Raw genomic sequence first — 13,648 nt, 5'->3', positions numbered from 1 at the left:
GCCCCATGCCTTCCCGGATCGAGGACTACGCGCTGATCGGCGACCGTCAGACGGCGGCCCTCGTGGCCCGCGACGGGTCGATCGACTGGCTCTGCTTCCCGCGCTTCGACTCGGGCGCTTGCTTCGCGGCGCTGCTCGGCACGCCCGAGCACGGCCGCTGGCAGATCGCGCCGGCCGAGCCCACGCGCAGCGTGCGCCGGCGTTACTGGCCCGGCACGCTGATCCTCGAGACCGAGCACGAGACCGAGCGCGGCGTGGTCTCCGTCATCGACTGGATGCCGGCCCGCGACGCCGCCCCCGACGTGATGCGCCTCGTCGTCGGCCGCCGCGGCGTCGTGCCCCTGCGCATGGAGCTGATCATCCGCTTCGACTACGGCTGGGTGGTGCCGTGGGTCCAGCGCACCCCCGACGGCATCCGGGCCACGGCCGGGCCCGACACCCTCTTCCTGCACACGCCCGTCCCGCTGCACGGCGAAGATCTGCGGACGGTCGCGGAGTTCACCGTCGCCGCCGGGGACCGCGTGCCGTTCGCGCTCACCTGGTCGCCCACGTATGCGCCCGTGCCCTTCGCCCTCGACCCGGCGCACGAGCTCGACGCCACCGCGGCCTGGTGGCGCGTCTGGTCGGACCGCTGCACCTACGAGGGCGCCTATCGCGACGACGTCCTGCGCTCGCTCATCACGCTCAAGGCCCTCACCTACGCGCCGACCGGCGGGATCATCGCGGCGCCGACCACGTCGTTGCCCGAGCTGCTCGGGGGCGTGCGCAACTGGGATTACCGCTACTGCTGGCTGCGCGACGCGACCTTCACGCTCTACGCCCTGATGGCTGGCGGCTACCTCGACGAGGCGCAGGCCTTCCGCGCCTGGCTCGTCAACTCCGCGGCCGGCGAGCCGGCGAAGCTGCAGATCCTGTACGGCCTCTCGGGCGAGCGCCGCATCACCGAGCTCACGCTCGGCTGGCTGCCGGGCTACGAGGGCTCGGCGCCGGTGCGGATCGGCAACGCCGCCTACGATCAGCACCAGCTCGACGTCTACGGCGAGCTGATGGATGCGCTCCACCTCGCCCGGCGCTCCGGGCTGACCCGCAGCGACGAGGCCTGGCAGGTGCAGCGGGCGGTGATGGGCTTCCTCGAGACGGCGTGGCGCGAGCCCGACGAGGGGATCTGGGAGATCCGCGGGCCGCGCCGCCACTTCACCCACTCCAAGGTGATGGCCTGGGTGGCCATGGACCGGGCGGTGAGGGCGGTCGAGCGCTTCGGCCTGCCGGGCGATGCGGCCACGTGGCGAAGGCTGCGCGACGAGATCCACGCCGAGGTCTGCGCGCGGGGCTTCGACCGGGGGCTGAACAGCTTCGTGCAGCACTATGGCTCCACGGACGTGGACGCCAGCCTGCTGATGCTGCCGCTCGTCGGCTTCCTCCCCGCGACCGATCCCCGCATGGTCGGCACCGTGGCCGCCATCCAGGCGCGCCTGAGCCGCGACGGCTTCGTGGAGCGCTACCCGACCCACTCCGGCGTCGACGGGCTCCCGCCCGGCGAGGGCGCCTTCCTGCTCTGCTCCTTCTGGCTGGCCGACAACCTGGCGCTCCAGGGGCGGGTCGGCGAGGCGCGGGCGCTGTTCGAGCGGCTCCTCTCGCTGCGGAACGACGTGGGGCTGCTCGCCGAGGAGTACGACCCGAGCGCCGGCCGGCTGGTGGGCAACTTCCCCCAGGCCTTCTCGCACGTGGGGCTGATCAACACGGCGCGCAACCTCGACCACGCGGGCGGCCCCGCCGAGGACCGCCAGCACCCGTAGGCAGCCCGCGGGAGAGAGCTCGCCGGGCGGCCCGCGCCGCCCACCCCTCCCCCCGGGGCGCGCGTCAGTGCGTCCCCACCTTCGCCCCCGCGCTCGCGCGCGCCGAGGCCGACGCCTTGAAGCTCGGCTTGGGGATCGAGATGCTGGGCGCCTTGATCTTCACGTTCACGCTCGGCGGCGTCACCCGGACGCTCGGCGCCTTGACGTTCACGTGGGCCTTCGCGTTGGCCTTCGCGCCGGCCCCGGTGTGGACGTGGACCTTCGGATCGAGATCGGCCTTCGCCTTCAGGTCGGCGTGCGCGTGCGCGTGCGCGTGCCAGTCGGTCTTCATGCGCACCTTCACGCGCGGGGCGCGCGCGTGGACGGCGAACGCCGCCCCGGCCCGGTAGCCGCACAGGGCCACCGCCGAGCGACCCGCGTTCCGCACCGCGATGGTCACCTTCAGCGGATCGGCGGCGAGCGCGAGCTTGCCGGTCAGGTACGCCCCCGCGGCGACGCCCGCGGTCGCGGCCACCGGGGCGAGCACGACCACCTGCGGCGCCTCGGCCACCACGCCGAGCGTGACCTTGCGCTCGCCGATGTCGATGGGCTTCAGATCGACGTCGAGCGCGAAGACGCGGACCTCGCCGGTCACCTCGTCGACAAGGAGCTCGAGGCGGTCGTCGCCGACGATCTCGATGCGCCCGCCGTGCGGGCCGAGCTTCCCCTCCGGGAGCCCGAGATCCGCCGCCCCCTTGGCGTTGGCGTAGAGCTCGGCGGTGCCGCCGGCGGGGACGTGCAGCGTGCCGCTCCACGGCTTGCCGGCGACGCTGAGCGTGTAGCCGATCTCGGTGAGGTCGGCGTCGAGCTTGGGGCCCGCGGCGACCAGGACGCCGGCCTTCGCGTCGAACGTCAGGGGCACGCTCTTCTCCCCGGACGCATCCTTCCACAGCAGCGTGCCGCTCACGTCCTCGCGGATCGGCTTGCCGTCCGGCCCGGTGACCGCGGCCTTGACGTTCCCATCCGCGGCGACGTTGAAGGCGGCCTTGCCGCTCTCGTGCTCCTCGACGTAAGCGCCCTCGCCGATCGTCGACTCGGCGGTGGCGGTCGCCTCGACCGTCGCGCTCGCCTCGGCCGGCTGCTCGTCCTTGCCGCATGCGGGCGCAGCGGCGATCAGCAGCAGGGCGAACACTCCGGAAAGCTTGGTGATCTTCATGAAATCCTCCTCGGTTCGAGCGAGCCCCCGGCGGGAGCCGCGGCCTCGCTCGTGCCGGTGCGCCGGGGCCGAAAGCCCCCCGGACGCGCCGGCGTCGGCGCCCATCCTACGACGAGTTGCCCTCGAAGGCGCGGACGAGCGCGAATATCGGTGGGAATCAAAAGATCCACGAGAACGGAGGTGGGATAAGGGGGTTCACGGCCGCTGAGCGGCCGTGTCGGGCCTACCCGCAATTCGTTCAGGCAGCGAGGCGCGCGCGCCTCGGTCGGTCGGTCGGTCGGTCGGTCGGTCAGTCGATCGAGCGCCGACGATTGCCAATCACCCGCTCCGCGGCGCCGCGGTCAGGGGTCCTCGGCGCCCTGGCCTTCGCCCTCGGTCGCGACGAGCTGCGGGCACTTGCGCGCCACCGCATCACACTCGGTAGGAACGGCGTCCAGCGAGCTCAGGGCAGAGTCGCACGTGAGCGCCCGGACCAGCTGCGTCTGGGCGACCAGGCAGACCTCGTACTCCGCCACGGTGGCGGTGCAGCCCACGCGCTGGTCGGTCGGAGGCATGCAGTCCGCGTGGATGCTCGCATCCTCGGCCGGATCCGCCGCGGAGACGCACTCGTCCCTCAACGTGCCGCACGGCTTCTCGAGGGTGGGAGCCGCGAGGAGACCCATATATTCACACGCATCCTCCTTGGAGAGCTTCACCCTCGCCTGGAGCGAGTCGCAGGTGGACTGGACGTCATCGGCCGTCAGGTCCTTGAGCTGCTTGCTGCTCATGGCGGTGTCCGTCGGGGCGGTATCTGCACCTTCGCCGCCGCACGCGACGAGGGACAGGACGGTCAGAAAGGCCCCGATACGAGTCGTTCGATTCATTCGCTATCTTCCTTTCTAAGTGCGGCCGCGAGCGCGGCCGTGGCGCACCAGGGAGCAAGCCATGTACCGCGAGCACAGCTGTGCACGATTCGACCGCTCGGCGCGGCGACGGCCCGGCAAAAGAGGACATCGACCTCGGAGATGCGGAATGCACCGAGCGAGAAAAGAAAACCATTCTTGACAACCCGAGCGTCCGCCCGAGCGTTCAGAGGGGTCGAGACGTCCTGGCCCGAGCGCCGCCCCGGGAGGCTCTCCGCGACATCGCGAATCGACGCGCGACTCGACGTAGAAGCGCGGTAGACGCGCGCTCGGGTGTGGTTGCCTGTCGGTGCAACAGCCACAGAACGCGGCGCTCGTGCGATGATCGGGGCTCTACACGGACTTGTTGTAGGGTCGGCCGCCTCGTGACATCATTGCAGCCCCTCGGGTGGATGTACTCAGTCCCAGCGGCGATGTGGGGGGACCGCCTTTGGCCTGCCACCTGGAGCTCATCCCGGCCCAGGCCCCGAGGGCCTCGGTCCCCAGATGATCACGACGCCGAGCTCGGGACACGCCAGGCCCCCTCCGGATCTCCCCGTGTCCATCGGGCCGTGGCGGGTGCTCGCGCCCCTCGGCCGCGGCGGCATGGGGGTCGTCTACCGCGCCCAGCACGGCGGAACGGGCGCGCTCGCGGCGCTGAAGACCGTCTGCGTCGGCGACGCGAGCCTCGTCTCCAGCATCCGCCGCGAGATCCACGCGCTCCGGGGCGTCGAGCACCCGGGCGTCGTGCGGATCCTCGACGAGGGGGTGGAGGGGGGGATCCCGTGGTACGCGATGGAGCTGCTCGAGGGGCGCACGCTCCGGGATCACAACCAAGAGCGCTGGCGCGCCCGCGCGACCGTGAACAGCGAGGTGACCGTGAGCGTGTCCGCGAGCGTCGACGGGCACGCGCACGCGCAGACGAGCACCGCCACGGCCGAGATCGCGCCCGCCTCGGTCATCCCGCGCTCGTACCAGCCGTTCGCGCCGCGCCCGTTCCACCGCGCGGCCGGCGGCGCGCTCCGCCAGGCGCTGACGCTCCTCCGCGCGATCTGCCGGCCGCTCGCGTATGTCCACGGCCGGGGGCTCGTCCACCGCGACCTCAAGCCGGACAACGTGTTCATCCGCGCGGACGGGGCGCCGGTGCTCTTCGACTTCGGGCTCGCCTTCCGGTTCGAGGGCCAGAAGGGGCGCGACGAGCTCCAGGCCGGCGGCAGGCTGATGGGCAGCCCCGACTACATGTCTCCCGAGCAGATCCGCGGCGACCTCGTCGACGCGCGCGCGGACCTCTACGCGCTCGGCTGCATGCTCTACGAGGCCGTGACCGGGGCGGTCCCGTTCCTCGGCGACTCGAGCTCGGTCGTGCTGTCCATGCACCTCTACGCCGAGCCGCTCCCGGCCTCGGAGCTCGTCGCCGAGGTGCCCCCCGAGCTCGACGCCCTCATCGCGCGGCTCCTGAAGAAGCGCCCCGAGGACCGGATCGGCTACGCCGACGACGTGGCGACCGCGCTCGCCGAGCTCGGCGCCGACGACCCGCCGCCGCCGCGCGACGAGGCACCCGCGCCGCCGGCGCAGCCGTACCTGTACCGGCCGCGCCTCGCCGGGCGCGGGGAGGCGCTGCGGCAGATCAACGAGGCGATCGAGCGCGCGAACGAGCGCCGCCAGGGCAGCCTCGTCCTCGTCGGCGGCGAGAGCGGCGTCGGCAAGACGCGCCTCGCGGTCGAGGCGGTGCACCAGGCGGCGCTCGTCCACATGGCCGTGGTCACGGGCGCGTGCGCCGCCGTGTCCGCCGAGGGCGATCGCGAGGGCGCGGTCAAGGCCGCGCCGCTCCACCCGTTCCGGCCGCTCCTGCTCGCGGTGGCCGACCGGTGCAACGAGCTCGGGCCCGGGGGCTACGACGCGCTGCTCGGCCCGCGCGGCCAGATCCTCGCGCCATACGAGCCGTCGCTCGCCCAGCTCCGCGGCCACGAGCGCGCCCCGGAGCCGCCCGAGCTGCCGCCGGACGCGGCCCGCTACCGGCTGCGGACCGCGCTCGCCGACACGCTCGCCGCGTTCGCGGCGACGAGGCCCGTCCTGCTCGTGCTCGACGACCTCCAGTGGGCCGACGCGAGCTCGCGCGACGTCCTCGAGCACCTCGACGCCGCCTACTTCGCGGCCCACCCCGTGGTCCTGCTCGGCGCGTACCGGACCGAGGAGGCAGCGCCCGCGCTCGCCCCGCTGCTCGGCGCGCCCTGGGCGTCGCGGATCGAGCTCGGGCGGCTCGACCGCGGCTCGGTCGGGCGGATGGTGCGCGACATGCTCGCGCTCGACGAGCCGCCCGAGGCGTTCGTCCGCTATCTCTTCGAGCAGTCGGAGGGGAACCCGTTCTTCATCGCCGAGTACCTCCGGGCCGCGATCCAGGAGCGGATGATCTACCGGGACGAGGCCTACGTGTGGCGCATCCGCGCGAGCGCCGAGGGCGCCGCCGCGCAGGCGCTCGCCCGCGCCGCGCGCGCGAGCCAGCCGCCCGCGTCGCTGCCGCTGCCGGGCTCGCTGCGCGAGCTCGTGGCGCGCCGGCTGTCGGGCCTGAGCCGGAAGGCGCTCGCGCTCGCGCGGCTCGCCTCGGTGCTCGGCCGCGAGCTCGAGGAGCGCCTGCTCCTCGGCGCCGCCGGCCTCGCCGAGGTCGAGGCGATGGACGCGCTCGCGGAGCTCGCCGGCCGCCACGTGCTCGAGGAGACCGAGCCGGGGCAGCTCCGCTTCGTGCACGACAAGCTGCGCGAGGTCGTCTACGCCGGCACCCCCGAGCCGGAGCGGCGGGCCCTGCACGGCGCGGCGGCGCGCGCGATCGAGCAGCGGCACCGCGACGCGCCGGACCTCGCGCTGTCGTACCCGCTCCTCGCCCACCACTGCGCGATCGCGGGCGTCGTCCAGAAGACGCTCGAGTACCTCGACAAGGCGGGCGACCAGGCCCTCACGACCGGCGTGTCCGGCGACGCGGTGGATTTTTACAGGAGGGCTCTCACCCTGGACAGCGCGCTATCGGCGGAGGAGCGCGCGTCGCCGCTCCGGCGGGCGCGCTGGGAGCGGCGGCTCGGCCAGGCCCACTACAACGTCGGCCACCTGCTCGGCGCGGAGCGGCACTGCGCGGCGGCGCTCGAGCTGCTCTCGCAGGGCGAGGCGGCGTGGCTGCGCGCGGCGGGGGGTCGCGCGCCGCTCCGGGAGCGGCTCCCCGCCGCGACGGCCTCGATGAAGCAGCTCGGCCTGCAGCTCGCGCACGTCGCGGGCCTGCCGATCCCGGTCGCGCGCGGCGCGGCCGAGCGCGAGCGCCTCGCCGAGGCGTCGCTCGCGGCGGAGACGCTGTCCAAGACCTACCTGTTCCGCAACGAGCCGACGCTCGCCTTCCTGGCCGCGCTGGCCTCGACGAACGCCGCGGCGCGGCTCGGCCCGTCGCTCGCGCTCGCGCGCGGCTACGCGACCCTGAGCGTCGCGTTCGGGTACGTGCCGTGGAAGGCGGTCGTGGACGCCTACGCCGCGCGCGCGACGGAGGCCGCCGCGGCGCTCGACGATCCGCGGGGCGTCGCGTTCGTGTCGTTCCTGCGCGGGCTGACGGCGCTCGGCGAGGGCCGGTGCCGGGACGCGCGGGCGCTGCTCACCGAGGCGGAGCGGCTCGCGGAGGCGCTGCAGGACCGCCGCCGCAGGGAGGAGTGCATCACGCTGCTCGCCGGCGTGGCGCACACCGAGGGCCGCTGGATGGAGGCGCTCGATCGGTACAGCGCGCTCGCTGTGGCGTCGCGCGCGAGCGACAACGCGCAGGGCCACCTCTGGGCGGAGAGCGGGCGCGCGCAGTGCCGGCTGCTGCTCGGCGACGGCGAGGGCGCGACGGCCCTCTTCGACGCGCTGTCGGACGAGGTGCAGCGGCTCGGCGACCGCACGCAGCAGATCACGCACGGCCAGGTCGCGCTGGGGCACCTGCTCCGCGGCGCGCGCGGCGAGGCGCGCGCGGCCGCCGAGCGGACGCTCCCGATGATCCGCGACGGACAGCCGGCCGGCTATCACTGCCTGTACGGCTATGCGGCGACGAGCGAGGTGCTGCTCGCGCTGCTCGAGGAGGCCTCTGCCCCGTCGGAGCGGCGCGAGCTCGGGCGGCTCTCGGCGGAGGCGTGCCGCGCGCTCGACCGGTACGCGCGCGTCTTCCCGCTCGGGCGCTCGATCTCGCTCCGCCTGCGCGGCCTCGCCGCGTGGCTCGCCGGCGGCCGCGCGCGCGCGCGGCGGCTCTGGGCCGCGGCGATCGACGAGGCCCTGCGGCGCGGCCTGCCCGTCGACGAGGCGCGCGCCCGCTTCGAGCTCGCGCGGCACCTCGCGCGCAGCGATCCGCAGCGCGAGCGCCAGATCGCGCGCGCCGTCGCGCTCTTCTCGACGCTCGACCTGCAGTACTGGCGCGACCGGGTGGCCCGGCTGCGCGAGCGCTAGCGCGCAGGGCCGCGCCGGACATGTGTCTGGAGCGGAAGGTCCGACAGGCACGACAGGCACGGATGACCGCTTTGGGCCGTGATCACAACCACAGAATCGCCGCGTTCACCGCATCACGAGCGATGCGAAGACAAGCGCTGAATCATCAAGCTCACGAGAGCGTCTAGCACCGCGCAGGATCGCGTCTCCGATCCACCCGATCGCGCCGCGCGCCAAGGCAGACTGGGCAACAGGAAAAGTGGCTCGCCCCGCGGCGCACACGCGCCGTCGGGCCGCAGGACGTCATGTAGGCAGAGCCGCCATCCACCCGGAGCTCCGGAAAACCCATCTGACCAGGACGTCTCCAGGACCGCCGCGACGGAGCACAAAGGTGCGAGAACGTCGAGCCAATCCCTGCTTTGTCCGTTCGACAATGTATCAACCCAGGGTATACACCGACGATCATTGCCGGCGTGTCCCCAACACACGGGCAAAACACACAGGGAATCCATGCATTATCTCCGGAGCCCGTGCCCTGGACGACGAATTTCCGCGTCGACTGGGAGACTATAAGGTCTCATAAAGGAAGGCGAGCGGGCGTCATCCCGCATCTCGCGGAAGAGCGGAAAGTCCTGCAAGACAGAGGGCCACAAGCCATCATCGACACAGGTGATCCAAAGTAACCAGGATGGGCCACGTCCATAATCACCGACGACCGCGCGTGAGCCCAGGGCGACACCAGAAACAGGCACACTCAACGTGCGGCACGCGATCTCGTGAAACCTATTCAACCCATCTCCACCCGACTGCCTTGCCTGCCCGCTGCGGCGCCGGCGTCGGAGCGGACTGCTTACCAGACCATCTCGGCGGTCGTCGGCTCATCGCACTATCGCGCACTGTCCGACGACGCATTGAAGGACGAGGACAACGCCGCCTGGGTGCTCGGCCTCGAACCGGACGTGAAGCGGGCGTGGCTCGACCGCATCCGCTGGATCCGCATCGTCGACCGGCTCGCCGAGAACGAGCGCATCGAGCCTCACGAGCGGCGCTTCAGCCGGTTCATGGAGGCCTGGAGGCTGCTCCGTTCACGCGGTTTCGTCGATCCGAGCTGCGCCTTCGCCGGCGAGCTCTCGGCCATCCGCGCGCTGTGGCTCCGGGACGCGGCCTGCCCCGGGCACGATCCCGCGCGCGACCAGGACGACATGCAGGCGCGCTCGCTCGCCGCCTGGCACGCCTACCTGCTCGCCCTCGCCGACTACCACGCTCCCGACCTCCTCATCCGCACCATGAAGGAGCACGACATCATGCTGGGGCGGCTGTCGGGGCATATCTTCCAGCTGGTTCCGTTCCTGACGAAGGAGCACTGGGATGCAGCCGGGGAGTTCGGCCGGCTCGACCAGTTCTTCAACAACCTGAGGGACATGCAGGAGGACGCCGATCGCGGCCTCTGCTATCTGCCCGAGGAGGAGCTCGCGCGTCACGGCGTCACGCGCGCTCAGGTGATCTCCGGACGGTGCGTCGATACGCCCGGATACGAGCGCCTGATGCGGTCCTGGCTCGATGACGTGATGCCGTCGCTCTACGCGCGGGCAGCGCCGTTCATCGACGCGCGCGGGCTGCACCCCTCGCTCGAGATCATGAGGGAGTGGAGCCTGCGCCGTTATGCCCGCATCACCCGGGTGTTCCGCGCGATCGGCTTCGATCACCGCCGGTTCCCCGCGCGGTACTGGGCCGAGGTGCGGCGCGACCTCGCCGAGCGGCGGCAGCTCCCGCGCGCTCACCCGGTGTAACGCCTCACCGTCGAGAGCAGCGCGTCCGGGTCGAACGGCTTGCCCAGCCACGCGTCCGCGCCGACCTCGGCGGCCCGCCGGTGCGCGTCGGCCGCGGCGGTGAGCACGATGATGGGCGCCTGCCGCCCGTGCCGGACCTCGAGCTCGCGGGCGAACTCCGGGCCGTTCATCACCGGCATCTTCATGTCGAGCAGGATGAGATCCGGGAGGTCGTGCTCCAGCTTGGCCAGCGCCTCGCGGCCGTTGCACGCGATCCTGACCCGGTAACCGCCCTCCTGGAGCACGAGGGAGACGAGCGCCACGAGGTCCGCGTCGTCCTCCACGAGGAGCACCGTCTTTGCGTGTCTTTCGCTCATTGTCGGTCGACCGCGGGGGCCTCGCTGCTGAGTGGAACGGTGAAATAGAAGGTGCTGCCCTTGTCCTCCTCGCTCTCGAACCAGATGCGACCACCGTGACGGGTGATCATGTCCTTCGCAAGGAACAGCCCGATCCCCATCCCACCGTAATCATGTCGTGTGTCCGTGTGGGCGCGGAAGAAGCGCTCGAAGATGCGCTCCTGCTTGTGGCTCGGGATACCGACGCCCTGATCGCGCACCGACACGACCGCCTCGAAGCCCGGCGAAGGGCCGTGGCGCTGCGAGAAGAGCGCGGCGTCGCAGCGGGGCGAGGACACCGGCGCGCGCTCGGCCACGGCGACGCGGACGTCGATGTCGCCGCCGTCCGGCGAGTACTTCACCGCGTTGTCGAGCAGGCTCGCGAGCACCTGGCGCAGCCGCTCCGGATCGGCGCGCACGACGGGCGGCCGCGCGGCGTCGAGCGACAGCCGCACGCGGTGGCGGCTCGCCGACTTCGCGACGCGGTCGACCGTCTCGTTCAGGAGCGCCCTTAGGTCGACGTCCTCCTCCGAGACGTGGAGGACGTCGAGCGTGACCTGCGAGATGGCCAGGAGATCGTCGACGATGCGGTTGATCCTGTCCGCGCCGCGGTCGATGGCCTCGAGCATCTTGCGGCGGGGCGCCGGCAGATCGTTCGTGTTGCGCAGGAGCGCGAGCGCGTAGCCCTTCATGATCGCGACCGGCGTCTTGAGCTCGTGCGCGCCGACGCGGATGAACTGGTCCTTGACGAGATCGAGCTCCATGAGCTCGGTCACGTCGCGGGCGACCGTGACCGCGCCGAGGATCGCCCCGCCCTCGCTGCGGATCGGCGCCGCGCTGGTGCGCAGGAAGACGTCGCGGCCCGCGCGGCCGTTCGCGAGCACCTGCTCCTCCTGCACGATGGTCTCGCCGGCGAGCGCCCGCACCATGGGCAGCTCGTCGCGCGTGAAGGGGCGGCCGTCGCTGTGGCGCATCCGGCTGAGGTCCATGACCTCCTCGACCATCCGGCCGTCCTGCTCCGAGCGACCCGACAGCCCGAGCAGCCGGAGCCCCGAGGCGTTGATCATCGTCAGCCGGCCGTGGCGGTCGCACGCGAACACCCCCTCGACGAGGTTGTCCAGCACGGCCCCGAGCTGCGCCGCGCGCTGCGCCGCGTCCTGCAGCAGGCGCTCGCGCTCCGCCAGGTAGCTGCGCCTGCGCCGCGACGACTCCTCCAGGCGATCGACCATCGCGTTGACGCCGCCGGCCAGGGCGCCGATCTCGTCCTTGAAGTAGACAGGGATCCGCTCCAGCCGGTCGACCTCGCCGCGCTGGACGATCTTCTGGATGACGGCGGCGACCTGCTGGAGCGGGCCCGCCAGGGCGCCCGCGAGGAAGCCGGCGCAGACGGGCGCCCAGGTGACCGCGACCATCGAGAAGATCGCCAGCGTGAGCTTCAGGCCGGGCTTGGCCGGCCCCGCCGTCTCGCCGAGCACCATCGCCGCCATCCAGCTCGTCGGCGCGATGGCGAGGCAGGCGCCGAGGATCACGAGGCGGACGGCGAGCGAGTAGCCCCTGCCGGGTACGGAGAGGCCGCGCTCGCGGGCGATGAGCGAGATGACGCCGGCGGCGGGCGAGAGCAGGCGGCCGAGGATGCTGTAAGCGAGCGGCAGCGCGGCCGCGAAGAGGGCCAGCGCGAACAGGGCCAGCGCGACGGCGCGCTGGACGTCGAGCGGGCTCTGGGCCGGCGCGATGTAGTAGAACGCCGCGGTGACGGGCAGGTACAGGAGCGCCCACGAGACGGCCCAGACCGTCGCGAACGCGAGCGGCGTGTCATAGGCCGCGTTCGCCGCGGCGAGGATGAGCTCCTCCGGCGGCGCCGCGCCGCTGCCCGGCTCCTCGACGCCCGCGCCGCTCTGGAGGGGGTGGCCCACGGCGTACCGCCGCAGGTGCTCGATCGGGCGCAGCATGTGGACGAGCAGGGCAATGAGGCCCGCGGTCTTCACGATATACATGAGCCCGATCAGCCCGAGCATGCGCGCCTGGACCGACGAGTCCACGACGCCGAGGAGCCGCAGGTGAGCGACCGGGACGAGCAGGCTATACGGCAGCTCGATGCCGAACGCATAAGCCACGACCCGGGGCGTGAAGGACGGAGTCCGCACCCTCCCTGGATTCCAGATTCTAGACCAGGCGGCTCGGCTGATCGCCACGTCCGTCACCCCCCGTGTTGAAGCATGGCTGCGGGGCCCACGCCTGTGGGGGCACGCCGCGCCAAGCCGATGAGTCAGGTCGCCAGGCAGCTTTGCTATGGAACCAACGGGCGGATTGTCGACCTTTTTACGCGAGGGTTCCTGTCGATTCCGTCAACTTCGGTCAACTTCGGTCAACTTCGGTCAACTTCGGTCAACTTCGACTCACGCGTTCCGTCCTGGCCTGGGCGATCTGCGATTTCCCTGATGGGCTCAGGCGGTGCCTTATGGCGTTCCTGGCAATCAGGAGAAGGATGGTGAGCACGTGGCGCGCGCGCAAGCCGCTCGCCTCGCCGCGGTAGACGGGGCGCACGGTGACCTCGCGGACGCGGAGGCGGCGCGCCGCGAGGGCGGCGAGCAGGTCGTTCGGATAGCCGTAGCGAGGCCACAGGCCGTCGAGATCGAGCGCGTCGATCGCGCGGGCCGAGATGGCGGTGTATCCGCACTGGCTGTCGGAGAGGGCGTCGAGCCCCGCCGCGCGGCGGGTGAGCGCGGCGAGCGCTGCCGTCGCGGCGAGCCGCTGGAGGGGCATGACGCGAAAGACGTCGGGGTGCCGCAGCCGATCGCCCTTCACATAATCGGCTTCGCCCGAGGTGATCGGGGCGACGACGCGCGGGAGGTCGCGGGGGTCCATCTGCCCGTCGCCGGCCATGACGGCGACGGCGGCGGCGCCCAGGGCGCGAGCGCGCCGGTAGCCGCCGACGATCGCCGCGCCGACGCCGCGGCACTCCGGGTGCACGAGCACCTCGAGGCGCTCGTCCCCGGTCCCGCGAGCGATCTCGGCCGTGCTGTCCCGGCTGGCATCGTCCACGACGATCACGTGGTCGACGAAGGCGGGGACGGACCCCACCGCCTCGGCGATCCACCGCGCTTCGTCCCGCGCGGGGATGACCACTGCGACGCGCGCACCGTGGAGCACGCGGGTTCCTAGCGGAAGGCGCGGCCCCCGGCAA

At 72.4% G+C, this 13,648-nt stretch carries 8 protein-coding genes; 3 read left to right on the top strand and 5 right to left on the bottom strand.

The genetic code is table 11. From position 1 onward, the window contains the following. The first annotated feature begins 5 nt into the window (after positions 1–5). Complete coding sequence (locus WME75_RS02740; RefSeq protein ID WP_437486121.1) at positions 6–1,796, top strand: glycoside hydrolase family 15 protein; 1,791 nt, start codon at positions 6–8, stop codon at positions 1,794–1,796. 64 nt (positions 1,797–1,860) lie between these two features. Here WME75_RS02740 and WME75_RS02735 read toward each other — a convergent pair whose 3' ends face one another. Together WME75_RS02735 and WME75_RS02730 are read right to left on the bottom strand one after the other, a co-directional pair. Next, positions 1,861–2,991 (bottom strand): hypothetical protein, encoded by a 1,131-nt coding sequence (locus tag WME75_RS02735; RefSeq protein WP_437486119.1) that lies wholly within the window; start codon positions 2,989–2,991, stop codon positions 1,861–1,863. A 341-nt stretch (positions 2,992–3,332) separates the two neighbouring features. Further along, the gene (locus WME75_RS02730) at positions 3,333–3,854 is read right to left on the bottom strand and encodes a hypothetical protein (protein ID WP_437486117.1); all 522 of its coding nucleotides are present in this window, start codon (positions 3,852–3,854) and stop codon (positions 3,333–3,335) included. A 576-nt stretch (positions 3,855–4,430) separates the two neighbouring features. Between WME75_RS02730 and WME75_RS02725 the strand changes: the two genes are divergently transcribed. Further along, a complete protein-coding gene (locus WME75_RS02725; RefSeq protein ID WP_437486115.1) occupies positions 4,431–8,321 on the top strand; it encodes a serine/threonine-protein kinase in 3,891 nt (1,296 codons plus the stop codon). Between the two features lie 755 nt (positions 8,322–9,076). Continuing rightward, on the top strand, positions 9,077–10,090 hold the full coding sequence (locus WME75_RS02720) for a squalene/phytoene synthase family protein (protein ID WP_437486113.1): 1,014 nt from the start codon (positions 9,077–9,079) through the stop codon (positions 10,088–10,090). Here the strand turns inward: WME75_RS02720 and WME75_RS02715 are convergent. The 3 genes from WME75_RS02715 to WME75_RS02705 all read right to left on the bottom strand — a co-directional run bounded on the left by WME75_RS02715 (position 10,078) and on the right by WME75_RS02705 (position 13,614). Next, the gene (locus WME75_RS02715; protein ID WP_437486111.1) at positions 10,078–10,446 is read right to left on the bottom strand and encodes a response regulator; all 369 of its coding nucleotides are present in this window, start codon (positions 10,444–10,446) and stop codon (positions 10,078–10,080) included. The two genes, WME75_RS02720 and WME75_RS02715, sit on opposite strands and share 13 nt — an antisense overlap. Continuing rightward, the gene (locus tag WME75_RS02710) at positions 10,443–12,608 is read right to left on the bottom strand and encodes a HAMP domain-containing sensor histidine kinase (protein ID WP_437486109.1); all 2,166 of its coding nucleotides are present in this window, start codon (positions 12,606–12,608) and stop codon (positions 10,443–10,445) included. Before WME75_RS02710 ends, WME75_RS02715 begins: the two co-directional genes overlap by 4 nt. Before the next feature lie 241 nt (positions 12,609–12,849). After that, on the bottom strand, positions 12,850–13,614 hold the full coding sequence (locus WME75_RS02705) for a glycosyltransferase (protein WP_437486107.1): 765 nt from the start codon (positions 13,612–13,614) through the stop codon (positions 12,850–12,852). Positions 13,615–13,648 lie beyond the last annotated feature (34 nt).

It is taken from the genome of Sorangium sp. So ce1014 (assembly GCF_051521505.1).
Classification (GTDB): Bacteria; Myxococcota_A; Polyangia; order Polyangiales; family Polyangiaceae; genus Sorangium.
Note: the sequence above shows the minus strand (reverse complement) of the source record. Positions and strands in the feature narration are given on the sequence as shown.

Coding starts and splice junctions, on each gene's coding strand:
- WME75_RS02735 (WP_437486119.1), bottom strand. CDS start 2,991: ATGAAGATCACCAAGCTTTCCGGAGTGTTCGCCCTGCTGCTGATCGCC.
- WME75_RS02715 (WP_437486111.1), bottom strand. CDS start 10,446: ATGAGCGAAAGACACGCAAAGACGGTGCTCCTCGTGGAGGACGACGCG.
- WME75_RS02730 (WP_437486117.1), bottom strand. CDS start 3,854: ATGAATCGAACGACTCGTATCGGGGCCTTTCTGACCGTCCTGTCCCTC.
- WME75_RS02740 (WP_437486121.1), top strand. CDS start 6: ATGCCTTCCCGGATCGAGGACTACGCGCTGATCGGCGACCGTCAGACG.